Annotated in this window: 23 protein-coding genes; 4 read left to right on the top strand and 19 right to left on the bottom strand. The window is 35.7% G+C overall.

The window, feature by feature from the left end; genetic code table 11:
- Nucleotides 1–22: 22 nt before the first annotated feature.
- From ACP5P5_RS09410 to cysC, 5 genes are all read right to left on the bottom strand, one after another.
- Nucleotides 23–490 (bottom strand): Lrp/AsnC ligand binding domain-containing protein, encoded by a 468-nt coding sequence (locus ACP5P5_RS09410; RefSeq protein WP_428285851.1) that lies wholly within the window; start codon nucleotides 488–490, stop codon nucleotides 23–25.
- A 391-nt stretch (nucleotides 491–881) separates the two neighbouring features.
- Nucleotides 882–1,940, bottom strand: a complete 1,059-nt coding sequence (locus ACP5P5_RS09405) for a sulfotransferase (protein WP_428285850.1) — start codon at nucleotides 1,938–1,940, stop codon at nucleotides 882–884.
- Nucleotides 1,941–2,303: 363 nt separating this feature from the next.
- The gene (locus ACP5P5_RS09400; RefSeq protein WP_170120430.1) at nucleotides 2,304–2,480 is read right to left on the bottom strand and encodes a hypothetical protein; all 177 of its coding nucleotides are present in this window, start codon (nucleotides 2,478–2,480) and stop codon (nucleotides 2,304–2,306) included.
- A gap of 11 nt (nucleotides 2,481–2,491) precedes the next feature.
- Nucleotides 2,492–3,826: an arylsulfotransferase family protein gene (locus ACP5P5_RS09395; RefSeq protein WP_428285849.1), complete on the bottom strand. Its 1,335-nt coding sequence runs from the start codon at nucleotides 3,824–3,826 to the stop codon at nucleotides 2,492–2,494.
- Nucleotides 3,810–4,433, bottom strand: a complete 624-nt coding sequence (gene cysC, locus ACP5P5_RS09390) for an adenylyl-sulfate kinase (RefSeq protein ID WP_428285848.1) — start codon at nucleotides 4,431–4,433, stop codon at nucleotides 3,810–3,812. Before cysC ends, ACP5P5_RS09395 begins: the two co-directional genes overlap by 17 nt.
- Nucleotides 4,434–4,554: 121 nt before the next feature.
- Between cysC and trmB the strand changes: the two genes are divergently transcribed.
- From trmB to ACP5P5_RS09375, 3 genes are read left to right on the top strand one after another with little or no spacing between them, the layout of a single operon-like run.
- Complete coding sequence (gene trmB, locus ACP5P5_RS09385) at nucleotides 4,555–5,259, top strand: tRNA (guanosine(46)-N7)-methyltransferase TrmB (protein WP_428285847.1); 705 nt, start codon at nucleotides 4,555–4,557, stop codon at nucleotides 5,257–5,259.
- On the top strand, nucleotides 5,246–5,455 hold the full coding sequence (locus tag ACP5P5_RS09380) for a DUF5522 domain-containing protein (RefSeq protein ID WP_428285846.1): 210 nt from the start codon (nucleotides 5,246–5,248) through the stop codon (nucleotides 5,453–5,455). The genes trmB and ACP5P5_RS09380 overlap by 14 nt, the downstream gene beginning before the upstream one ends.
- A gap of 6 nt (nucleotides 5,456–5,461) precedes the next feature.
- Complete coding sequence (locus ACP5P5_RS09375) at nucleotides 5,462–5,830, top strand: MGMT family protein (protein ID WP_428285845.1); 369 nt, start codon at nucleotides 5,462–5,464, stop codon at nucleotides 5,828–5,830.
- Between the two features lie 11 nt (nucleotides 5,831–5,841).
- Here ACP5P5_RS09375 and ACP5P5_RS09370 read toward each other — a convergent pair whose 3' ends face one another.
- The 14 genes from ACP5P5_RS09370 to ACP5P5_RS09305 form a co-directional block, all read right to left on the bottom strand.
- On the bottom strand, nucleotides 5,842–6,384 hold the full coding sequence (locus tag ACP5P5_RS09370; protein WP_428285844.1) for a DUF420 domain-containing protein: 543 nt from the start codon (nucleotides 6,382–6,384) through the stop codon (nucleotides 5,842–5,844).
- Nucleotides 6,385–6,423: 39 nt separating this feature from the next.
- The gene (locus ACP5P5_RS09365; protein ID WP_428285843.1) at nucleotides 6,424–7,248 is read right to left on the bottom strand and encodes an SCO family protein; all 825 of its coding nucleotides are present in this window, start codon (nucleotides 7,246–7,248) and stop codon (nucleotides 6,424–6,426) included.
- Between the two features lie 103 nt (nucleotides 7,249–7,351).
- Entirely contained in the window at nucleotides 7,352–7,789 is a 438-nt protein-coding gene (locus tag ACP5P5_RS09360) for a cytochrome C oxidase subunit IV family protein (RefSeq protein WP_428285842.1), read from the bottom strand.
- Nucleotides 7,790–7,841: 52 nt separating this feature from the next.
- Nucleotides 7,842–8,516 carry a cytochrome c oxidase subunit 3 gene (locus ACP5P5_RS09355; protein ID WP_428285841.1) on the bottom strand — a complete coding sequence of 225 codons (675 nt, stop codon included), beginning with the start codon at nucleotides 8,514–8,516 and terminating at the stop codon, nucleotides 7,842–7,844.
- Nucleotides 8,517–8,595: 79 nt separating this feature from the next.
- The gene (locus ACP5P5_RS09350) at nucleotides 8,596–9,177 is read right to left on the bottom strand and encodes a cytochrome c oxidase subunit 3 (RefSeq protein ID WP_428285840.1); all 582 of its coding nucleotides are present in this window, start codon (nucleotides 9,175–9,177) and stop codon (nucleotides 8,596–8,598) included.
- A 31-nt stretch (nucleotides 9,178–9,208) separates the two neighbouring features.
- The gene (gene cyoE / locus ACP5P5_RS09345) at nucleotides 9,209–10,120 is read right to left on the bottom strand and encodes a heme o synthase (protein WP_428285839.1); all 912 of its coding nucleotides are present in this window, start codon (nucleotides 10,118–10,120) and stop codon (nucleotides 9,209–9,211) included.
- A gap of 93 nt (nucleotides 10,121–10,213) precedes the next feature.
- Entirely contained in the window at nucleotides 10,214–12,034 is a 1,821-nt protein-coding gene (locus ACP5P5_RS09340) for a cytochrome c oxidase subunit I (protein WP_428285838.1), read from the bottom strand.
- A gap of 62 nt (nucleotides 12,035–12,096) precedes the next feature.
- A complete protein-coding gene (locus tag ACP5P5_RS09335) occupies nucleotides 12,097–13,200 on the bottom strand; it encodes a cytochrome c oxidase subunit II (protein ID WP_428285837.1) in 1,104 nt (367 codons plus the stop codon).
- 46 nt (nucleotides 13,201–13,246) lie between these two features.
- Nucleotides 13,247–14,485, bottom strand: coding sequence for a quinol:cytochrome C oxidoreductase (locus tag ACP5P5_RS09330; RefSeq protein WP_428285836.1), 1,239 nt, complete (start codon nucleotides 14,483–14,485; stop codon nucleotides 13,247–13,249).
- Between the two features lie 45 nt (nucleotides 14,486–14,530).
- Nucleotides 14,531–15,148, bottom strand: coding sequence for a c-type cytochrome (locus tag ACP5P5_RS09325; protein WP_428285835.1), 618 nt, complete (start codon nucleotides 15,146–15,148; stop codon nucleotides 14,531–14,533).
- A gap of 23 nt (nucleotides 15,149–15,171) precedes the next feature.
- Nucleotides 15,172–15,762: a DUF3341 domain-containing protein gene (locus ACP5P5_RS09320; protein ID WP_428285834.1), complete on the bottom strand. Its 591-nt coding sequence runs from the start codon at nucleotides 15,760–15,762 to the stop codon at nucleotides 15,172–15,174.
- A 49-nt stretch (nucleotides 15,763–15,811) separates the two neighbouring features.
- Entirely contained in the window at nucleotides 15,812–17,251 is a 1,440-nt protein-coding gene (gene nrfD, locus ACP5P5_RS09315; protein ID WP_428285833.1) for an NrfD/PsrC family molybdoenzyme membrane anchor subunit, read from the bottom strand.
- An 86-nt stretch (nucleotides 17,252–17,337) separates the two neighbouring features.
- The gene (locus tag ACP5P5_RS09310) at nucleotides 17,338–20,445 is read right to left on the bottom strand and encodes a TAT-variant-translocated molybdopterin oxidoreductase (protein ID WP_428285832.1); all 3,108 of its coding nucleotides are present in this window, start codon (nucleotides 20,443–20,445) and stop codon (nucleotides 17,338–17,340) included.
- Between the two features lie 99 nt (nucleotides 20,446–20,544).
- Nucleotides 20,545–21,783, bottom strand: a complete 1,239-nt coding sequence (locus ACP5P5_RS09305; protein ID WP_428285831.1) for a c-type cytochrome — start codon at nucleotides 21,781–21,783, stop codon at nucleotides 20,545–20,547.
- A gap of 337 nt (nucleotides 21,784–22,120) precedes the next feature.
- Between ACP5P5_RS09305 and ACP5P5_RS09300 the strand changes: the two genes are divergently transcribed.
- Complete coding sequence (locus tag ACP5P5_RS09300; protein ID WP_428285830.1) at nucleotides 22,121–22,723, top strand: phosphoribosylglycinamide formyltransferase; 603 nt, start codon at nucleotides 22,121–22,123, stop codon at nucleotides 22,721–22,723.
- Nucleotides 22,724–22,734 lie beyond the last annotated feature (11 nt).

The raw sequence follows: 22,734 nt of genomic DNA, 5'->3' as shown, positions 1-22,734 counted from the left end.
AAACTGTTATTGTATGGAATCACTATTGGTCAACCACTACATTTCGGCTAAAACTTTCTTCTAACGAAATAAAGGTTTCAGTTCGTTCAATGCCCTTAATATTTTGCAATTTATCATGTAAAACAAATCTTAGTTGTTGAATGTCTTTCGTAACAATTTCTGCGAACATACTATAATTACCGGTTGTATAGTTCAGTCGTACAATTTCAGGAATAGATCGCAATTCTTTGGCAACTGAATCGTATAGCGAACTTTTTTCTAAATATATTCCTATAAATGCAATTACGTCATAACCTAAAGCTTTTAAATCTACTGCCAACTTTCTTCCTTTCACAATATTCTGTTCCTCTAGTTTCTTAATACGAACATGGATGGTACCACCGGAAACAAATAACTTTTTCCCTAAATCGGCATAGGAAATTTCAGCATCTTCCATCATTGCCTGTATAATTTGTAAATCGAGTTTGTCAAGATTTAATTTAAGGCTCATATTGCAGTTGGTTTTTAAATAAATTTAATTAAACAATAAAAATAATGAACATTTTCTAAATTTTTAAAAATATTGTTGATTTATTTTTAAATAATGGGCAAATCTGTTTAATATTGTGCTGTCAATAACAAAAATAGTTCTTTATACTGTGGGGTGATGAAACTTTTGGCAGACATGCCCTCTCGTCTCGGGGGTGAGGACAAAAGGATAAACGTAACATAGAGCCTTTCGCAAGAAAGACCGGGGTTGACCACCGGACTTTGTGTTATAGCTAACTTCCTCGTGTAGGTTCGACTCCTACCCCTACAGCTCTCTCTAATTCTCATGTGCATTTGGGCCTTCGGAGTTTTTACTTTGAAGGCTTTTTTGTGCCGCAATGCAATCGTTACATTTATTTACATGCCTGCATGGCTTTGTCCCGCAGTGCTTCATAGACAAACATACATGCTTTTAATAAACTATCATCAATTTTTTCTTTAACAGGAAAATTAGCATTTTTAAATATAAGTGTTGATTGTTTTATTGGGATTTCTATTCGCTTTAATAAGTGTTGAAATTGCTCGGCATTATGGATAGATAAATCTTCATAACAAATGGGCACAGCATTATTCCCTACTAAGCTTAAAACTTGTTCATAATAGTTTTTCCAACAATACAGCCAGTAATTAATATCTTCAATGGAATGCTGTTGCAAAATATTGTATTGATGTTCATTCCAAATAAATGGTTTATGACCTAAACCAAATTCATAATGCCCCAACCAATTCATGTATTTTAACACAAAGGCATTTTGCTTTTGCATTTGGGTAAAATGCTTGTGCTGCTTTAATAAAGAAAAGGCATGTGCAACCGGCAACCGAAAAGGAATAACAAATGTTGCTTGTGGCATATTTGCCATTAGCGCCGGCAATCGCAATAATTGATTATTATTTTTTGATAAATAACGTTTAGCAGTATTGGTAGTATTGGAATTTAATAATACATGTTTTATGAACAACTGAAATTTTTGAAGCACTTCATTATTGGGTTCATGTGGCACTAAAAAACTTTTCCGGATATAATCATTCCCACAAAAACATTTCCAAAAAATTTCTTCAAAAGCCTCCGGACTGTTAATACTAACCATAATTCCATCAGCATGCGCTCTCTCTTTTTCTTCAACAGTTTTGTTTTTTTGAACTTTCATTTTACTCCATACTCCCGGCATTAACACAAATGGCATATCGTTATAGGTTAAGCAGGTAAAACTTTCCGTTTCATATAGTGCACGCATTAGTATGGTAGTGCCACTACGTGCAAGGCCTGTTACAATAACAGCATTTTCAGTATTTGCGAATTTATTTTTTTGAAATGCAGTTTCCCAATCAAAACTTAATTCCATTACGCTTTTATTGCCCAATGCTATTTGATGTAATATTTTGCTACTAAGCGAATAGTTGAAGTCGTACATACATTTTTTTAGCTAGATAATAAACAATGAATGCAATAATTGAAACTACAAATGCGCGTAAACTAATGAGATACGCAAACCAATGAATAGAGGGAAAAATTTGATTGATAGCCATTAATATAAGCAAAAAGGCACCTAATAATATTGTCAATAACAAAAGCAGGATAAGGCTATTTTTAAATAAACGAATAGCATACCCTAAAATAAATTGTTGCTTATAATTATCTGAACATTTAGCAAACCTTACAAAAACCGTAAAAAGTTTTGAATAACAACGAATAGAAGATTTTAAGTAACGAGCAAAAGGAAATTGTTCAGCAGCTGCATACAGCCCAATAAACCATAGGAATAATACAAAATCGTTCATTTAGTGGTTGTATGGGTTGTGTTATCGGTGTTAGATTTCCCTTTGAATTTCTTAATCAGGCGTTTTATAGGATACCAAACAATAGCAAACAATGCCATAAAAAAGGATATTAAAATTCCAATTATTACCGATAATGCTCCGCCGTCCATACCCGGCCCAATGTAGTTAAGCATATGCCTAAAATTTAGTTTTCACAATAGTTATATTTTCCTTCGCCTTTTTTAAACAGATAACGCCCCCACGATAACATACTGATATGTGTGTCATCAATTGGATATTTGAATTCCCAAAGAACATTAGTAGGGCTTACACGAAATGCTCTGCCAAAATTGGTTTCTTCCACAAAGGCAGTACCGTTAGGTAAAATTTTTGCTCTTCCTTCCGTTAATGTTCCAATACTTTTTTCGCTGAATACTTTTGAAAAGGGTTTTGTAATACTATCATTAGCAAAGTTGTACAAATACACTTCATTGTTTTTTTTAAATAGCTTATCGCCGCCTAAAGCAAATGTTCTAATAATATTGTTGCCAAATACACTAATGTGAGTACTGTCAACAAAATCGGGGCAATGCTGATTTAACCAAGGGCCGGTTTTTAACCAAATAATTTTGTGTGTAGATAGTCGGTATAAAAACACGGTACTTTTATGGCGAAGGCTAATCAGCAAATCGCCTTTTTGCCAATATTTGCTGCTATATAATGCCGGCTTAATTTCATTTAAGTGCAAAGGATCTTCTTCAATTTCCGATGTCCCCAACAACAAAGCTTTATAACCATTATCCATTAATATCTGTGCAACCGATTCTTTCAATAATACTTTTCCCTGTGGCGAAATACAAGCAATGGCATCATTTCTGTTTTTATTGGCTAATGATTCCGGTATAAAAGAGGTGTCCAAAACAGTAGGTGTCCAAATATTTCCATCAGCATCTATTTCGGTTGAATGGTGAAACACTCCATCAATCAACCACAATAAATGGTTATTGGTATCTAACCTAAACAAAGGGCCTTCATTAATTTTTGCTATTACACTTCCATCGGGTAATAGTAATGGGTGCAATGCACGGGCTCTGGTTGCATTTAGAATGTTAGAATAAAAAAAAGGATTTTGATTATGTGTAGCTGAACGAATTGCTTTTAAAGGAGGCAGCCATTGATGCACAATAGTTCCATTATTTAAATTAATGAGTTGAATGGCTGTTTGACTGTATTGGGGATTATATACTGTTGTTAATAAAGCAGCAGTATCTTTTTGAGGGATAAAATATACCAAGCCTTTAATGTTGGTATTTTTATTTGGAAGAATTTGCTGATTAAACCCAAATAAATCTTGAACTGCATCTTTCACTTCTTTAGGATATGCTGCTACTTTTACTGCCCACACACCCACAACACCTAATTTTTTACCTCCCAATAACTGATGCCTAACCAAAGCACCAAAAACTACAGTAATTAAAACACCTAGCCATATTATTACCAACAACCAACGCACCGTCACTTTTTTATGCAGTAAAGCCATTCTTTATCCATTTATTTTTTTCTAAAAATTGTAATAGCATTACTCCGGCTTCATTCACTGAAATTTGCTCTGTATTTATTTGAGCATCAGGTTGTTTCGGTATATCATAAGGAGCATCAATACCTGTAAAATTTTTTATTTCACCCGCCAATGCTTTTTTGTATAAGCCTTTCGGATCTCGTTTCATACAAGTTTCAATTGTAGCATGTACATACACTTCAATAAATAAGTCATTCCCAACAATTTGAGCGGCCAATTGTCTTTCTGTTTCTAGTGGCGCAATTGAAGCTACAATGACAACAATACCGGATTGCACTAATATTTTGGCAACTTCTGCTATACGTCTTATATTTTCATCCCTGTCTTTTTGCGAATAACCTAAATCATTACATAATCCTTTTCTTACCACATCTCCATCTAACACAACTACAGATATTTCATAAAGTTTAAGTAATCTGCTACATTCATTAGCTAAAGTTGTTTTTCCTGCACCACTTAATCCTGTTAACCATATAACAAAAGGCTTAACATTAATATTACTTTTAACCGATGAATTATCCGAAAATAAAAAAGCCGGTTTTATAGGTTCACTAAAATTAGCATGCATACTTAGCTATTAATTTAAAACAGTAAAAGTCTGCTTTCTACAGAGCAATTGCAATAAGACTCATATTTTTTAATGTAGTTTAATACAATTTCAATACAGCACGTTATTTTTGTTGTATAACATGGCACATAAAAAATTACAACGATTTCAGGAAATTAAAACCTTTCCCAATGTGTTTGAAATGCCTGAAAATATGGCTCACAAATGGGTCACACACTTCAATAATCAGCACCCGTTGGTATTGGAATTAGCTTGTGGTAAAGGTGAATATACCGTGGGACTGGCGAGGCTTCACTCTGAAAACAATCATATTGGCGTTGATATTAAAGGTAACCGAATTTGGCGGGGTGCACTCACCGCTTTGAATGAAGGGTTGCATAATGTTGCTTTTTTAAGAACCCCTATTGAACAAATTCAACAATATTTTTTACCTAATAGCGTTGCTGCCATTTGGATTACTTTTCCCGATCCTCAACTGCGATTGTCAAAAGCAAAAAAACGTTTAACCCATCCTCGTTTTTTACGATTATATCAACAAATTTTGCAACCGAATGGAGTGGTACATTTAAAAACAGATAGTCCTAACATGTACCAATTTACAAAAACTGTTATCAACCTATTTGGTTTAGAATTGTTACAAGATTATGATAACTTATATGCCGATCCGAATTTATTACCCGAGCATACTATAAAAACCCATTATGAACAATTAGATATTGCACAAAGTAACCGTATTCATTTTTTGGCGTTTAAGCTAAACCATACATTGCCAATAGAAAAAGATGTTGAATTAAAAAAATTAATTGAATTACATGGCACTGATTGAAGGAGTTGATTTTTATTACGATGAACAAGGCTTTATGGTATTAACCGAAAAATTTCATCTGGAAAAAGGATATTGTTGCGGATATGGGTGTCGGCATTGCCCATATGACTATGAAAATGTTCCTGAACCCAAGCGTTCGAATTTATTAGAAGCATCTAATAATGAATCCTCCAGTAATTCTCTCAAAGCTTCCTAATTAGTGATGGCTCCCATTAAAAAAATATTACCCAGCGGTAAAAAAGATGCTTCGTTTTTTGAACAAGTGTATGCTGTAGTAGCCTTAATTCCATTTGGAAGGGTTACCAGTTATGGTGCCATTGCTAAATTTTTAGGAACCAAAATGAGTGCCAGAATGGTGGGTTGGGCTTTAAATAATGCACATCATTTACCAAATGTACCGGCTCATCGTGTGGTTAACAGAAATGGGCAACTAAGCGGAAAAGCTCATTTCGAAACCCCTAATCAAATGCAAGAATTACTGGAATTGGAAGGTATTACCATACATAATGATTGCATTGTGAGTTTCAACACTATATTTTGGGATCCTTCAAAAGAATTGGCCATTGAATAAGTTATAAACTACTATTTATAATAAGGGCTTATAAATAAGTAAACAATAGGACCAGTAATAGCCACATACATCCACAATGGCCAAGTGTACCGAGCAATTTTTTTGTGTAAAGAAAATTCAGCAGTTAACGCTCTGTAAGCAGTAAATAATATAAAGGGTAAAATAATTGCTGCTAAAAATATATGGGTAAATAAAATAATTAAATAAATTACTTTAATGGTGCCTGTTCCACCAAATTTAGTTTCGCCGGCCAATAAATGATGAGCAATATAACTCACCAAAAACAAAATAGAAAAGATCAACGCTAAAAGCATTAAATTTTTATGTAAGGCATATTTTTTACTTTTAACCGCAATTAATGCAACTACTAATAGTATTGCTATGATGGTATTAATTATGGCATTAAAGGTGGCAAATATGTGTACGTTAAAACCAAGATTCAAATTCAGTTTGAAATTACTTAATATGATGATCACAGTAAAAACAACAAACGAAAAAATACCAATAAGCCATTTAGCTTGTGTATCATTTTTCTTTATAACTGCAGTTAACATAAAAATTAAACAGGGATTTGAATTTGAAATAACAACCAATTAATTATTTTGTTTAGGTATTTGACCAGGCTTACGTGTTAAAATAAAGATGAAGCCAATAATTAGTAACACGATAATTACCCATAACCACTTTAAAGCAACAATGGAGGCAAATACCTCACTTTTTTCTCCTTTGTCTTTTTCCAACATTAATAACCCAACATCACGAGCAAGTTTGCTTAATTCAACAGAGTCTCTTCCATCATACAAACCACGTACTACATAATTTCTATCTAAAAGTATAAATGAGGGAGTATGTAAAAATGCAGTATCTACATTGTGGCCATCAATTAATGCAATCTTTAATTCATTAAAAGCAAAATCGTAAATAGTTTTTTTGGGGCCGGTGAGCATCCACCAATTGTCGGGATTAACACCATATTGATTAGCATAAGCTTTTAATGCTGCTACACTATCTCTATCAGGATCTACAGAAAATGATATGAATTGCACAATAGAAGAATCTACCACTCGTCTACCTTGTTCATAATTTGAAAATGATTGTTGCAATTTGCGCATATTGCGTGTCAATGTAGGGCATGGATTAGGGCAACGCGTAAAAAAGAAATCCATTACAATTATTTTGCCGGGCCTATCGTACAAACTAACGGTATCACCCAACTGATTCACCAATGTAATATTTGCTGTACGATGCCAAAAACTGTCTGTTACCTCTTTCCCTTTAACAATACGGGTACTTACACTATCAAGCAGCAATTTACGCGGCATAATAGTTGCTTTATCGCTATATGACTTTAATAACACATAACTAACTACGGGAATTAAAATTGCAATTAATAGCGCCAATATGGCCTTCTTATTCATCCTGCAAATTTAGTATTGTAAATTAAAACAACCATTGTAATATTACAATGGTTGCTAAAACACTTGTTAAAAGTATAACAAAAAATATAATGCTATTACTCTACTATTCTACTGCTTTTTTCAGTTCAATAGTACCTTTTTCTTGTTCACTGTGCTGATTTTGTTTTACAGGTATATTGCTCTCCTGATCATAAGGAGCATATTTATTTCTCAACTCACGGAAGGAATTACCATCTGCTAAAAACGCAATTATAAACCAAACAAATAAGCCCAATGGCAACACAATAGTCATAATCATATTTCTTAATTCATGCTTTAAGTGCATAAAATAAGCAACTATGTAAAAGGCTTTAGCCAACATTAATATCAAAATGATACCTTTTATTAAATGTCTTGAAAAACTTTGTTCTGACATATTCACCATGGAAAAACCTAAAGCCAATTCAACAACGGTTAATATACTTAATATAATAGTAACCCTATAAACCTCTTTACGAGCAGCTTTTGCATGTGCATCGTCTAATACCCTTAAATCTTGCATATAAAATATTTTAGATAGTGATTGACTGTTAAATAACCCAATGAATTATACTTTAAACCAAATAAAAACAGGTGAATACAAATACCCACACTAAATCTACAAAGTGCCAGTATAATCCTGCTTTTTCAATCATTAAATAATGACCACGCTTTTCAAAGGTATTGTTTAAAGTCATAATAAGCATTATTACATTGATAACAACACCACTAAATACATGAAATCCGTGAAAGCCGGTAATAGTAAAAAAGAAGTTTGTAAAGTTAGTTGTAGATTGTGTTCCATCTGCATTTAAGAATGGATTACGGCCCCACCAAGCACCTTCATGATGCAAGTGCGTCCATTCCCAAGCTTGACAACCCAAGAAAGCCAAACCACCAATGATGGTAAAAATTAAGTTTGATACCACCGCACGTTTATTCATATTTTGACCAGCCTGCACAGCTAATACCATAGTTACAGAACTTAAAATCAAAATAAATGTCATTAAGCTTACAAATAATAGCGGATACCCACTGCCTAAGCCGGGAAACGAATTAAACACATGGTTTGGGTCGGGCCAGCCTTGTGTAGCAAAACGAGTGGTACCGTAAGATATAAGCAATGCACCAAAAGTAAATGCATCACTCATTAAAAAATACCACATCATTATTTTTCCGTACTCTACATTGAAGGGGCTTCTTCCGCCACTCCACCATTTAGTTGTTGCAGTTGCTGTTGTTGTTGACATGTTGGTTCATTAATTACGTTCGCAAATTTATTAGCTAATGTTTAAAAAAAATGCATAAAGTGCATAATTTTTAAACTACTTATCTGGAAAAATATAGAAATAAATATAAATAAATCCAAAGTATATCTACAAAATGCCAATAAGTACTTACCAGTTCTATAGGCATAGTGCTATATGATTTTACACGAGTACGAAATGCTCGGAAAAAAGTAACCAAAAGCGCAACAACACCTCCCAATACATGCACTACGTGTAAACCAATAATTACCACCAAAAATGATGCAGCAGCATTACTTCCGGGTCCTAATAACAAAATTCCATGATTGGCCATGGCTCTAAAACCCAAATATTGCAATACAGCAAAAAGCACTCCCAATGCCGCAGTCACTGTTATTAGTCTTTTATACTGTTGCATTTCCCTACTTTTAAATGCTTTGTAGGATAAATACATAGTAAGGCTGCTAATAAGAATTACTATGGTTGAATAAAGAAATATGGGCGACAAAGGAACTTCTTCCCAATTAGCTTGATTACGCTTTACAATATATGCACTGGTAAGGCCTGCAAACATCATACAAATGCTTCCAATACTAATCCACAATAAAAATTTATGTGGATGAATTTTCTTGCTTTTGTTCGTTGTTTCTGTTACTGCCATCATTACTTTCTATTTAAAAAAATTGTTTTAAATATTAAACCCCAGGTATTTTATTGGCTAATAAAGCAAATAATACAATGGGCAAATAAATGTAGCTGCTAAACATTACTCTACGCGCAGCTTTTACAGTCATTTCTTTATATAAACGAATGGATTGAATAACCATGAAAAGATTACAAGCCAACAATATCCACATACTTACCTGCCCGCTCATGTTTAAATAAGCAGGCAATAACCCTACAGGCACCATTAAAACACTGTACATTATTGTTTGTAAGGCAGTAAATTTTGTAGGCCCCGTTTCATTGGGTAATAATTTAAATCCGGCTTTTGAATAGTCATTATGAGCTACCCAGGCAATTGCCCAAAAATGTGGAAACTGCCATAAAAATTGAATAGCAAATAATACCCATCCTCCTGCTGAAAAGTTGTCTTGCCCTGCAACCCAGCCAATTAAACAAGGTAATGCACCCGGCACGCCTCCAATTAATACTGCTATAGAATTAATTTTTTTTAATGGGGTGTATATAAAGGCATACAAAAACAAACTAAATGCTGATAATAGGGCTGAAGACAAATTGAAAAAATACCACATCATTAATACACCAATAATGCCAGTAATGGCGGCAAAGTAAAAAGCTTCTTCCGCACTCATACGACCACTGGCCACTGGTCGTTTTGCCGTACGTTTCATTACGGCGTCTGTATCCTTTTCAACAGCCTGATTAATGGCATTGGCACTACCTGTAATTAGCAAACCGGCTATAAAAAGTAGAATAATCATTAACCAATTATACTCTACCACTTTTGGTGCCATTAAATAGCAAATAACACATGAAAAAACCACAGTAAAGCTTAGGGTAAATTTCATTAACTGAAAATAATCCTTCACTTTCGCTACAATGGCAAAAGAAACAGAAGAAGAAGTATCAATGGTTTTTGTCATGTTCATTTTACTAAAAATCAATGCCCTGATATCTCAGGGCATTGCACCTATTTTAAGTGAAGCTGAGATATATACTTCACATTGGTTAAATAATTAATGATGCTCCGTTTCATCGGCACCAATAGGCTCGGTTTGAGGAATAAACTCTCTACCATCCTTATTGTAGTCATAAGCCCAACGATGTACTTCAGGAATTTCTCCTTCCCAGTTACCATGTCCAGGTCTAATCGGCGTAGTCCATTCTAATGTAGTTGCACCCCATGGATTTTTATCTTTAACCACTCTTCCTTTGAATATAGAATAGAAGAAGTTGAAAATAAACAGAATTTGAGTAGCAAAAGTGATAATTACAACGGTACTGATAAAGCGATTTAATTCTGCAAATTGTTTAAAGCTTTCCCAGCTGCTGTAATCGTAATAACGACGTGGCATACCTGCTAATCCCTCGTAGTGCATGGGCCAGAAAATTAAATAGGCACCAACCAATGTAATCCAAAAATGGATATAAGCCAGAGTATTATTCATGTAGCGACCATACATTTTGGGGAACCAGTGGTAAATTCCGGCAAACATACCGAACATAGAAGCCACACCCATTACTAAGTGAAAGTGTGCAATAACGAAATAGGTATCATGCAGGTGAATATCAATAGCTGAATTACCAAGCCAAATACCTGTTAAGCCACCTGAAATAAATAAGCTTACGAAACCAATGGTAAATAACATACCTGGTGTAAAGCGAATATTACCGCGCCATAAAGTTGTTAACCAGTTAAATACTTTAATAGACGAAGGAACAGCGATTAATAAAGTAAGTAAAACAAATATAGAGCCAACAAAAGGATTTAAACCAGATACAAACATGTGGTGTGCCCATACCATGAAGGAAAGAATACAAATGGCAAATAAAGAACCAATCATTGCCATGTAACCAAAAATTGGTTTTCTTGAATTTACCGACATAATTTCTGAAGCCATACCCATAGCAGGTAATAATACAATATATACTTCAGGATGACCTAAGAACCAAAACAAGTGTTGATATAGAATGGCTGTACCGCCTTCATTAGGTAATGCACCTACACCATTTATGTAAATATCAGACAAGTAGAAACTGGTACCGAAATTTCTATCGAATATTAACAAAATAAAGCCAGAGAACAATACAGGGAAAGAAAGAATACCGATAACAGCAGTAAAGAATAAAGCCCAAATACTTAAAGGAAGGCGCGTCATACTCATACCTTTAGTACGCATATTTAATACTGTAGCCACATAGTTCAATCCGCCCATTAATGAAGAAACCACAAATAAAATCATGGCAATTAACCATAAATCCATACCGGTTTTTGAACCTGGTGAAGCATCACGAACTGCACTTAAAGGTGCATAAGCAACCCATCCACCACTGAACGGACCAGTTTGTACAAATAAAGAAGAAAGCATTACCAAACCACCGGCAGCAAAAAACCAGTAGGAAAGCATATTCATAAATGGAGAGGCCATATCACGAGCTCCAATTTGCAAAGGAATTAAGAAATTGGCGAAGGTTCCACTTAATCCGGCTGTAAGTACGAAGAAGATCATTACAGTTCCGTGAATAGTAACCAATGCATAATAGGCTTGAGGTGTTATGCGACCATCGTCTACCCAGAATTTACCTAATACATCTTGTAACCAATAAAAATGCGCATCAGGATATCCTAGTTGTAAACGGAACAACACACTCATCAATCCACCAATAAATGCCCAAACAATACCTGTTATCAGGAATTGCTTAGAAATCATTTTATGGTCAGTACTAAATACATATTTGGTTAAAAATGACTGATGGTGGTCATGATGTTCATGATGTTCGTGTGCCAATTCGGTCGTTAGTCCGGCACCTGCCCCCAATGCAATTTCGTTACTCATAACTTTATAATTTTAAAAGTTCTTCTTTAACAACAAATCAAACAGTTCGGTTTATAAAATAGTTAATTTTTGGCAACTGCTTTATTTAAAATTTTACTTGCAGCCATGGTTGGTTGCTTAGCAGTACTATCTGTAGCCTTTTTATTATCTGGGTCTTGGTCAGGGAAAGCCAAATAATAATAAGGTTTTTGTTTAGCCATCCAAATATCAAATTCTTCTTGCGTTACAACTTTTATAATCCCTTTCATTGAGTAATGGCCATTGCCACATAATTGATCACAAGCAATCTCATAATCAAAATTGGGATTATTAGTTATTTTACGCATTTCATCTGTAGTATATTTAGGTGTTAACCACATGGTAGTAGGTATACCCGGTACAGCATCCATTTTTAAACGAAACTGAGGCAAGCCCACATCATGTATTACATCTCTTGATCCAATAATGAATTTAACAGGTTTATCTTTAACTAAATACAAGGTTTGCTCCATTACGATATCATCGTGGGTAGCTGGATCATCTTTTAAATTATAGGTAGGATCATTTTTCCAAACTAAACCTAAGGAATTGGTAGCTGGATCAATTTCTTTATAGTATTTCTTTCCTAAAATACCATCAGCGCCCGGATATCTGAATATCCATCCAAATTGTTTTCCGGTAATTTCAACCTGCATTGCATTTTTAGGAGCATCGCCGGTAAAATAAAACCAATCGCGTAAGCCAATAATAATAAGAATGGTTAAAACGATAGCCGGAACTACTGTCCAAATAAATTCTAATTTACTATTATGTGGAAAGAAATATGATTTATTGTTTTCTTTTTCTTGATAACGGAAGGAAAACCAAAATAACAATATTTGAGTAGCCAAAAAAACTGCTCCGGTTATTATTAGTGTAAGCCATAGAATTGAATCTACCTTTTCACCCTGAACACTAGCAGAAGGATGAACCAGTAATGTTTTTTTGAACAATAACTCGTTACACCAATATAATCCTATAAGGCCCAGTACTAAAAAGGCTATCATGAAAAAGCCATTGATCTTGTTGGCTTGTTTCCTAGACTCCTTTTCACCTTTCAATATACCAACATATTCGCTGGCTTTGGCAATTTGAAAAATTACCAAGAAAAACAAAACAATTACTGCTATCGTTAAAAACATAGTCATAACACTACAATTAAAATTTCATTCAATTTCAAAACAAAGTTCAATTTTATGTATGGTGCACAATACTTTCTTTTAAGAAAGGATTGTATTTGGCTATTAATGGTTTTGATGCCAAAGCTCTTCCAACAAAATGTATCATTAAACCAACGAATAAGGCCAATATTCCAAAATCAAACCAACTTAAAGAAACATGCTCTTTACTAATGCCGGGCATTACCATTTGGTAAAAATCTATCCAGTGTCCAAACAGAATTAATACAGCCATGAATGTCATTAATGTATAATTTCTTTTAGAAGAACGCTTCATCAAAATTAAAAGCGGACAAACAAAGTTGATAATTATGTTTAAGAAAAAGATGCCTTTAAAGGGTCCTTGCACTCTTCCTTTGAAATAAACGGTTTCTTCCGGCTGATTCGAATACCAAATAAGCATGTATTGAGAAAACCATAAATAAGTCCAAAAGATGGAAAATGCAAAAATAAATTTACCCAAATCATGCAAATGTTCTTGATTGGTATATTCTAAATAACCTTTGTTTTTTAAATAAATTACCCACAAGGTAATTAGGGCTACACCAGCTACAAATGAACTTGCAAATACATACCAGCTGTACAAAGTGCTGTACCAGTGTGCATCAATACTCATTAACCATAGCCAAGGTAAAGTTGAACCAATTGTTAAAGCAAACCACACAATAAATAAACTTGCAGTAACAGTATTTTTCCATACATATGCACTTCCCGAATTAAAATCCATAGATTCAATATCAGCCTCACTACTTATTTTACGCATTCTCCAACCTAATAAACTCCATAACCCTACTGCTAAAATTGACCAAACAATAAAGAATTTTACATTTAAGAAACCTGATTTACCTTTTAAAACCTCGTCGGCAGCCACTTGTTTGCTATCTAACCAATGATAAATTTCATGGTTGCCTGTAGCAATAACATAAAATAAAATTACAAGTGTAATAGCACCGAATATGGGTACTAATGTTGAAATAGCTTCTGCAACGCGCCTAAAAGTCATTTGCCAACCACCCATTGCCAATGTTGTGGCACAAATAAAGAACATGGAAGCATTACAAATCAAGGTCCAAAATATAGTATTATACATTAAAGTACCTAAGAATACAGCTTTCTCTTCTTCCGTTCCTGTTCCTTTGGTAAACAATCCGATAAGGAATGTCAAAAGCCCAACAATAATTAAGGCTAATGACCATTTTTTCATGCCTGAAGGAATTTCGAATTGCTCTTTAAAATCTAATGTGTGTTCTGCCATGATAATTCATTTATTGTTAGTTAGATGCAGTATTAGTTATTGCCATTATTTGCTAGCCGTTGCACTATTAGCTTTTGCTTCAGCTTGTTTCATTTTAATATAACGAATAATTTGCCAGCGCTGCTGTCTGCTTAATTGTGAAGCATAACTTCCCATTAAGTTTTTGCCATATTCCACTGAATAAAACATTTGGCCTTCAGGCATTGCTTCATATTTAGCGTCTCCTACTAATTGAGCTGGCTTAGCAGGATAAGGGCCTTCGCCTCCTTTATACAATGGGCCGTTGCCATCTAATTTAGGACCATGACAAATAGCACAATTAATTAAAAACAATCGTTCTGTTTCTACGTATTGTTGTTGGGTTAAGCTATCAATTGGGCTTTTTATAAGTTTTGAAGCTGCATAATTGGTTGTGTCACCCGGTGCATCTTTCGATAAAGGGAAAGGCATATCCTCTCCACGAGCAATGGTACCTGCAACTGGCTTTTCATTGTAAAATACTCCTTCTTTTGTTAAATTACTATGATCGGAATAAGTTTGATAGGCACGGCTATAAAACATATCGGGCATATAAATGCGATTGGGCTTACGCTTAATATCGCTACAGCTAATTAAAACAGCAGTTGTAGCAAACAAAACGACTAAAATAGATAGTTTTTTCATTGTAAATCAGTTCAATAATTATTTTAAGCAGCAACTATTTCTTTTTCTAATGTTTTTTCGTCGTCTTTATCATAACGACCCCACCACCAGCCTTCTTCAGCTATTTGTTCATTTACTTCAATAGCGCCATTACTCGATAAAAAACCTTTCAAATCATCAACATTGGTTTTATCAGTACACTCAATTACCATTACAAATAAATCGTCAGTGGCACGTGGATGGAAGTGATGTTTTTTTACAAAAGGAGCTAGTTGGCATAAATAACAGAAGGTGTATACCATTCCTACTGCCGCAAACAATACGGTTAACTCGAAAGTAATCGGTATCCAGGCAGGCAGGGCAAAATGTGGCTTACCACCAATATTTAAAGGCCAATCGTAGGTCAAAATCCAGCTTATACCACCTAATGCAGTAGCAGTTCCGGTAATACCGTAAATGAAACCTGCAGTATGTAAACTGGTTTCTCTCAGTCCTAATGCATGGTCTAAACCATGAACAGGAAAAGGCGTATATACATCTCTTATTTTATATCCAGCAGTACGTACTTTTTTTACAGCCGGAAATAAAACTTCCTCATTATCAAAACAGCCTACAACAAATTTCTTTTTAGCCATATAATTAATTTAGGTCGTCAATTAATTTTTCTATCAGCAATTCTTTCAATTAGTGCGCATATTCATGTGCAAATTCTTCTACCGGTTCACGCTCAATAGCTCCCATTTCATTCTTGTAGCTTTCTCCGGTAGTTTTCAATACATACTTAATTTCATGTACCGCAATAACCGGAGCATATTTACTAAACAAGAAGAAGCATGTAAAGAATAAACCAAATGTTCCTAAGTAGAAACCAATTTCCCAAATAGAGGGACTATAATAAACAGACCATGATGAAGGTAAGTAGTCTCTGTAAATAGAGGTAACAATAATTACAAAGCGCTCAAACCACATACCCACATTTACTAATACTGAAATGAAGAAGGTGATAAATAAGTTTCTTCTTGCTTTGCGTAGCCAGAAAATTTGTGGGGTTAAAACGTTACAAGTCATCATACCCCAATAGCTCCATCCATAAGGGCTGAATAGGTTGGCACGGCTGTACCAGAAAGTGTAACCTTCATATTTACTTTGGCTATACCAACCCATGAACAATTCGGTTAAATAAGCCACCCCTACTATTGAACCGGTAAGCACAATAATTTTATTCATGGCTTCAATGTGGCCTATAGTAATATAATCTTCCAAATGATATACTTTTCTTACCACCAACAATAATGACTGTGTCATTGCGAAACCTGAGAACACCGCACCAGCCACAAAATAGGGCGGGAAGATAGTAGTATGCCAGCCGGGAATAACAGAAGTGGCAAAGTCCATAGATACTATGGTGTGTACTGAAAGTACCAGCGGTGTAGCCAAACCGGCCAATACCAATGATAAAGATTCAATTCTTTGCCAGTGTTTGGTTGATCCAGTCCAGCCAAAGGCAGCAACGCCATATAATAGTTTGCGTAATTTAGTCTTTGCTCTGTCGCGAACGGTAGCCATATCAGGAATTAAACCACTATACCAGAACAATACAGAAACGGTAAAGTAAGTTGAAATCGCAAACACGTCCCACAACAATGGCGAGTTAAAGTTTACCCATACCGGTCCTCTTGTATTGGGATAAGGCATAATGAAGAAAGCTAACCATACACGGCCCATGTGGAAAATGGGAAATTGCCCAGCACACATTACCGCAAAAATGGTCATGGCTTCAGCAGCACGGTTTACACCGGTACGCCAACCCTGGCGGAATAGCAATAAAATTGCAGAAATCAATGTTCCGGCGTGACCAATACCTACCCACCATACAAAGTTGGTAATATCCCAACCCCATCCTACAGTTTTATTCAGGTTCCATTGACCAATACCATAGGTAACATCGCGGTAAACACTGTATACGCCAAAAAGCAATAATGCTACGGCAATATAAAATCCTACATACCAAAGCTTACCCGGTTTCGCTTCTATAGGGCGAATAATTTCTTCCGTAACATCATGGTAGGTTTTCCTGCCATTTACTAACGGCTCTCTTAACTGTGATTCGTACTTTAAATGCATTGCTTCTTACTGTTTTGCGTTTCTTAAATGTTTAAGAAACTGTGTTTACATTTTCAAAGTATACTTCTCTTTCTGCTCAATTTATTTTATCCTTCTGCTTTTTCTGCTACCTCTTCTACATTACGAACTTTTGCTAAGTAAGTAACATTGGGTAACACGTGCAGCTGCTCTAACGACTTAAATAATCTTAACTCATTCTCCTTACGGGTAATTGTAATGGCACTGTGTGAATCGTTTACATTACCAAATACTATGGCATCGGTAGGACAAGCTTGCTGACAAGCAGTTTTTAAATCCCATTTATTGTCTTCACCTGTAATTAATGGACGACTTTCTTTCTTAGCTTTTAACTTACCCTCTTGTAAACGTTGTACGCAGAATGAACATTTTTCCATTACACCACGAGAACGTACAGTAACATCAGGATTTAACACCATGCGGGTTAAGCCGTCGTTCATCATTAATACTACATCATTTACAATACCTTTTTGGTTATCGGGGAAGCTATCAGCTCCGGTATAATCTGCCCAGTTAAAACGACGTACTTTATAAGGACAGTTGTTTGCACAATAACGAGTACCAATACAACGGTTATAAGCCATTTGGTTTAAACCTTCGCTGCTGTGGTTGGTAGCTCCTACAGGACAAACGTTTTCGCAAGGAGCGTTATCACACTGCTGGCACATCATGGGTTGGAATACCACTTTAGGATTGTCAGGATTACCACTATAATAACGGTCAATCCTTAACCAGTGCATATCATGGAAACGCAATACTTCAGGTTTCCCTACAACTGGTACATTGTTTTCAGCGTGGCAAGCTATAACGCAGGCACCACAACCGGTACAAGCATTAAGGTCTATATTCATGCCCCAGTGAATACCCGGCTTATCATAATAAGGATAGATTGTACCCTCTTTTTCAAAGTTTTTCAATCCGCCAAATGGAGCTAATTCTTTTTGACGGTCATTTATAATTTCTTCCGGATCTTTCTTGAATTCACTTAAGGTTAATTCTTTCATAACCTCAGTACGCTTCCCTTGTGGGGTATCGTACACATTGTGGGTTTGCATTAAAGCAACCGGATAAGTAGTGCCTGTTTTTTCAACAGTTGCATCAATAGCGGCAAAGCTTAAAGTAGCTCCACTCATGCTGGCTAATGGGAATACATTTTGACCAACACCATCTGCAGCCTTACCAATTTCTTTGGTACGACCATATCCTAACGCAATACCCACTGTATCAGGATGAACACCGGGAATTATTAATACCGGTAAAGAGTAAGACTTACCATTAGCGGTAACTTTTACAACAGGCTTCTCAGGCGTAACTTCATAATTATCTGCTTCACGAGCAATGTTTAAATCAATGCCTAATAAGGTTCTTGCCATTGCAGGTGAAATCATAATATAGTTATCCCAAGTAGCGCGGGTAACCGGATCGGGCATTTCTTGTAACCATGGGTTTGAAGCTGTTTGGCCGGCTCCCATACTTACTTTTTGATACAATACCACTTCCACTTTTCCACCTTTTTTGTAGGCAGCAATCGCAGCTAAAGCCCCATTTACAGCACCACTATTAAATGCTGCGCCAATTGATGCAGGGGTAGCTGCAGGATTTAAAACGCCATCTTGCATGGCTTTCTCCCAACCAGTTTCACCACCTGCTTTAGCACTCCAAAAGGTTTTTAAATACCCCAAGTAATCAGTTGAAGCACCACTCCATTTTAACAAACTATCTTGCCATTGGCGAGTTTTGAACAATGGATAAATAGTGGGCTGCATTAAAGAATAATAACCAGTTTTGGGTTCTGCATCACCCCAACTTTCTAAGAAGTGGTGGTTAGGAATAACATATTTACACAATTGCGTTGTTTCATCATTTTTAGGATTGAATGAAACTGCAAATTTTAATTTTTTCATTCCGGCAACAAAGCGGGCACTATCAAACCATGTATATGCAGGATTTGCACCCACAATTAATAAGGCACCAACGTTTCCGGCATTCATATCTTCAACCAAACGGGCAAAATCTGTATCAATGCCCTGGTAGGTGTTATAGGTGCTTGACCAATCAATGGTTTTACCACCTGACTGCAAAGCCTCATTAATGGCATTTACTATAATTTGAACATTTACATCATTGCTGCCACTTACAACCAAAGCATTGCCTTTGTTGGCAACTAAATCTGCAGCAGCTTTTTTCACGCCTTCTTTTAAAGCTGCATCACTTAAGTTAATAGACTGCCCGTTGATAGCATTTAATAATGCAACAGCTACTGCTCCGGTTTCAGATGGACGGTGTAAAAATCTTTCATCAGCATTTGAACCTGTTAAGCTGGCAATACTTTCAAATTGATAGTGCTTGCTTAAAGTAGGAGCCTTTTCATTAATTTTTCTGTTCTTAGCATATTGCTTAGCAAATTCAATTGGGCTTAACCAAGTGCCTAAGAAATCAGCACCAAGGCTTACAATTACTTTTGCATTATCAAATTTATAAGAAGGAATAGCTCTTTTACCATAAGTAGCCTCATTAGCCAATAACATACCACTATATGATATAGCATCATAAGTTACCTGACGTGAGCCAGGGTGTTTGGCAATGAACTGGTTAATTACATCTTTAGATGATGGCGATGCAATAGAAGTAGTTAAAATAACTATGGGTGCACTGCCTAAACCATTAATGGCTTTGGCAACTTCTGCATCAATATTTTCAAAAGTAGCTTCTTTGCCATCTATAGTTGGGAAACGTAAACGAGCGGTATCATACAAATCCAATACAGAAGATTGTACACGAGCTGAAGTACCACCTTGTGTAATGGGGCTTAAGTCGTTTCCTTCTAATTTAATGGGACGGCCATCTCTTACTTTAGCCAAAACGCTTACTGCTTCCCCATCCTGAATATATGTAGTAGCATAATAGTTAGCCACACCGGGAATAACATCTTCGGGCTTATTCGCAAAAGGAATAATTTTACGAACCGGCACTTCACAACTAGCTGCAACCATAGCAGCAGCAGTACTAAATCCTAAATATTTTAAAAAATCTCTACGGGGAGTGGCAGCACTAAACAAACCCTTATCATCTTCCCACACGGGTAAATCTTCCTTAAACTCATCTTTTGCTGATTCCTGATAACCTTCAGAATTTGTCAACTCTCCAAAACTTTGCCAGTGTTTTTTTTGCTCCATAATTTGTTTTGTTAGGTGTAAAATAGCCGATATCGGCACTCTACATTTTATCGTTGATGCGGTTAATGTTTCCTTTAATTTACTTTATGCCAAGGCACATTAATAGTGGCATTTTTGACATTCGGTACCACCAATCATTTCCACTGTTACGCCTTTGGTACTATCAATTTTACCATCTTTTAAATCTTGGTGATATTTTTCATAAATGCTGTAAAATCCATTGTCTTTGAATTGAACCTGAGTACTACGGTGACAGTTAATACACCAGCCCATACTTAATTCAGACACTTGTTTTACTTCATCCATTTTATTGATTTCGCCATGGCAAATCTGACATTGAATTTTACCTACACGGGTATGCTGTGAGTGGTTGAAATAAACGTGTGCAGGTAACATGTGTATTTTAGTCCATTCAATGGGTTTGGCTTTGCTGGCATCCCAGGGTTGGCCGGGTGTAAAGTTGGCGTATTCGTATAATTTTTTAATCTCTTCCGTACCATTTACTTCTTCCCCATCGGCAGTGTATAATTTTTCACCTTTGTATTCATTAATGGCCATGTGGCAATTCATACAAACGTTTACGGAAGGCACATTTGAATATTTACTATCCATTGCACCACTGTGGCAATACAAACAGTTTATTTGATTGATGCCGGCGTGTACTTTATGTGAATAGAAAATGGGTTGTTTGGGCTCATAATTAATATTGCGTCCTAAACCAATAGCACCTTTAGTAGTTAAATAACCACCTATCAAGAACAAGATAACAGTTACAATAGCAATATAGGTTTTATTTCTCCAGAAAGGAACCGGTTCCGGACTTTCAACGCCTTCTTTAACATCGGTTAATTTTTTCAAATTGCTATTTACCTGCATTAATGTAAATGCAATTACTGCCAATATTAAAGTAAGAATACCAAATAATAAGGTATTATCACTTTCTGCAGCAGGCTGCCCGGCAGCAGCTCCGGCAGCAGGTTGTGCTGAAGCGGGTTTATAATCGGAAATATATTTTAAAATAGCACCAATTTCTGCATCAGTTAACTGCGGAAATAGGTTCATAGCTGTTTTGTTGTATTCTTCATACAACTTATTAGCATAAGGATCACCGGTTTTTAAGAAAGCCTGATTATTTCGAATCCACTCGTACAAATGTTTTTTATTAGGCCATCTATCTTCTACTCCCATAAGGGCCGGACCTACTAACTTTTTGTCAATAGCATGGCAGGATGCACAGTTCTGGCTAAATAACGATTTTCCATCTTGGGCTTTTACAGTTATGCCAAATGCAAATGAAAAACATACAAAAATTCCTGCGACTACAGCTCGGATTATCATGCGATGAGGTATCATATTCACAATCTGGTTGGTCTAATGTGGAAAAATATCCTTAAACGAGTGCAAAAATATGACACGGGGCTGACAAAAACTCAATGTTGCAAAAAAAATTTTAGCCAGTGCTGGTGTGGGTTTTAGCGGATTGTTGTATTTTTATTTGTTTTTAATACCCTTTTCAATACACATTTTTGTGTATTCTACCAATGCACTTCGTTTTAAAAAAATTCAACATTAAACGCTGTCAACCCACTCTAATTCCCCCTAAAAAAGTATTGCATATATTGCAGACTCAATTTTTCTATTTACATGTTATATATAATCAGCATATAATTGATTCATGTCTTCAATTCAATCAAAACAACGGATAGCCATTTTTGCTTCAGGTGCCGGCACCAATGCAGCCAATTTAATCCAGTATTTTAAACGCCATCACCTTATTTCCATTGCCCTAATTGTTTGCAATAAACCCCAAGCAGGTGTTATTCAGGTGGCTGCACAACACCAGATTCCTGTTTTAATGATTGAAAAAGACAGGTTTTTCAATCAAGATGCTTATTTACCTGAACTAATGACACATAGTATTCACTGGCTAATATTAGCCGGTTTTTTATGGAAAATACCTTTACCCTTAATTGAAGCCTTTCCGCAACATATTATTAATATACATCCCGCTCTTCTTCCAAAATATGGTGGCAAAGGCATGTATGGCATTAAAGTTCATCAGGCCATTGCCGAAGCCGGCGAATCGGAAACAGGCATTACCATTCATTATGTAAATGAGCATTATGATGATGGACCTCCCATCTTTCAGGCCACTTGCACGGTAAGTCCAAACGATACACCCGAACAAATTGCCGCAAAAGTGCATGCGTTGGAGTATGCACATTTTCCTCATGTCATTGAAAATACCATTCTACAGCAAATTCAAACCAAACATTAATACTATAATAT

It is taken from the genome of Hydrotalea sp. (assembly GCF_049968455.1).
In the GTDB taxonomy this organism is placed as follows: Bacteria; Bacteroidota; Bacteroidia; order Chitinophagales; family Chitinophagaceae; genus Hydrotalea.
This window is presented reverse-complemented; position numbering and strand designations above follow the sequence as displayed.

Coding starts and splice junctions, on each gene's coding strand:
- ACP5P5_RS09410 (WP_428285851.1), bottom strand. CDS start 490: ATGAGCCTTAAATTAAATCTTGACAAACTCGATTTACAAATTATACAG.
- ACP5P5_RS09405 (WP_428285850.1), bottom strand. CDS start 1,940: ATGTACGACTTCAACTATTCGCTTAGTAGCAAAATATTACATCAAATA.
- ACP5P5_RS09400 (WP_170120430.1), bottom strand. CDS start 2,480: ATGCTTAACTACATTGGGCCGGGTATGGACGGCGGAGCATTATCGGTA.
- ACP5P5_RS09395 (WP_428285849.1), bottom strand. CDS start 3,826: ATGGCTTTACTGCATAAAAAAGTGACGGTGCGTTGGTTGTTGGTAATA.
- cysC (WP_428285848.1), bottom strand. CDS start 4,433: ATGCATGCTAATTTTAGTGAACCTATAAAACCGGCTTTTTTATTTTCG.
- trmB (WP_428285847.1), top strand. CDS start 4,555: ATGGCACATAAAAAATTACAACGATTTCAGGAAATTAAAACCTTTCCC.
- ACP5P5_RS09380 (WP_428285846.1), top strand. CDS start 5,246: ATGGCACTGATTGAAGGAGTTGATTTTTATTACGATGAACAAGGCTTT.
- ACP5P5_RS09375 (WP_428285845.1), top strand. CDS start 5,462: ATGGCTCCCATTAAAAAAATATTACCCAGCGGTAAAAAAGATGCTTCG.
- ACP5P5_RS09370 (WP_428285844.1), bottom strand. CDS start 6,384: ATGTTAACTGCAGTTATAAAGAAAAATGATACACAAGCTAAATGGCTT.
- ACP5P5_RS09365 (WP_428285843.1), bottom strand. CDS start 7,248: ATGAATAAGAAGGCCATATTGGCGCTATTAATTGCAATTTTAATTCCC.
- ACP5P5_RS09360 (WP_428285842.1), bottom strand. CDS start 7,789: ATGCAAGATTTAAGGGTATTAGACGATGCACATGCAAAAGCTGCTCGT.
- ACP5P5_RS09355 (WP_428285841.1), bottom strand. CDS start 8,516: ATGTCAACAACAACAGCAACTGCAACAACTAAATGGTGGAGTGGCGGA.
- ACP5P5_RS09350 (WP_428285840.1), bottom strand. CDS start 9,177: ATGATGGCAGTAACAGAAACAACGAACAAAAGCAAGAAAATTCATCCA.
- cyoE (WP_428285839.1), bottom strand. CDS start 10,120: ATGACAAAAACCATTGATACTTCTTCTTCTGTTTCTTTTGCCATTGTA.
- ACP5P5_RS09340 (WP_428285838.1), bottom strand. CDS start 12,034: ATGAGTAACGAAATTGCATTGGGGGCAGGTGCCGGACTAACGACCGAA.
- ACP5P5_RS09335 (WP_428285837.1), bottom strand. CDS start 13,200: ATGACTATGTTTTTAACGATAGCAGTAATTGTTTTGTTTTTCTTGGTA.
- ACP5P5_RS09330 (WP_428285836.1), bottom strand. CDS start 14,485: ATGGCAGAACACACATTAGATTTTAAAGAGCAATTCGAAATTCCTTCA.
- ACP5P5_RS09325 (WP_428285835.1), bottom strand. CDS start 15,148: ATGAAAAAACTATCTATTTTAGTCGTTTTGTTTGCTACAACTGCTGTT.
- ACP5P5_RS09320 (WP_428285834.1), bottom strand. CDS start 15,762: ATGGCTAAAAAGAAATTTGTTGTAGGCTGTTTTGATAATGAGGAAGTT.
- nrfD (WP_428285833.1), bottom strand. CDS start 17,251: ATGCATTTAAAGTACGAATCACAGTTAAGAGAGCCGTTAGTAAATGGC.
- ACP5P5_RS09310 (WP_428285832.1), bottom strand. CDS start 20,445: ATGGAGCAAAAAAAACACTGGCAAAGTTTTGGAGAGTTGACAAATTCT.
- ACP5P5_RS09305 (WP_428285831.1), bottom strand. CDS start 21,783: ATGATAATCCGAGCTGTAGTCGCAGGAATTTTTGTATGTTTTTCATTT.
- ACP5P5_RS09300 (WP_428285830.1), top strand. CDS start 22,121: ATGTCTTCAATTCAATCAAAACAACGGATAGCCATTTTTGCTTCAGGT.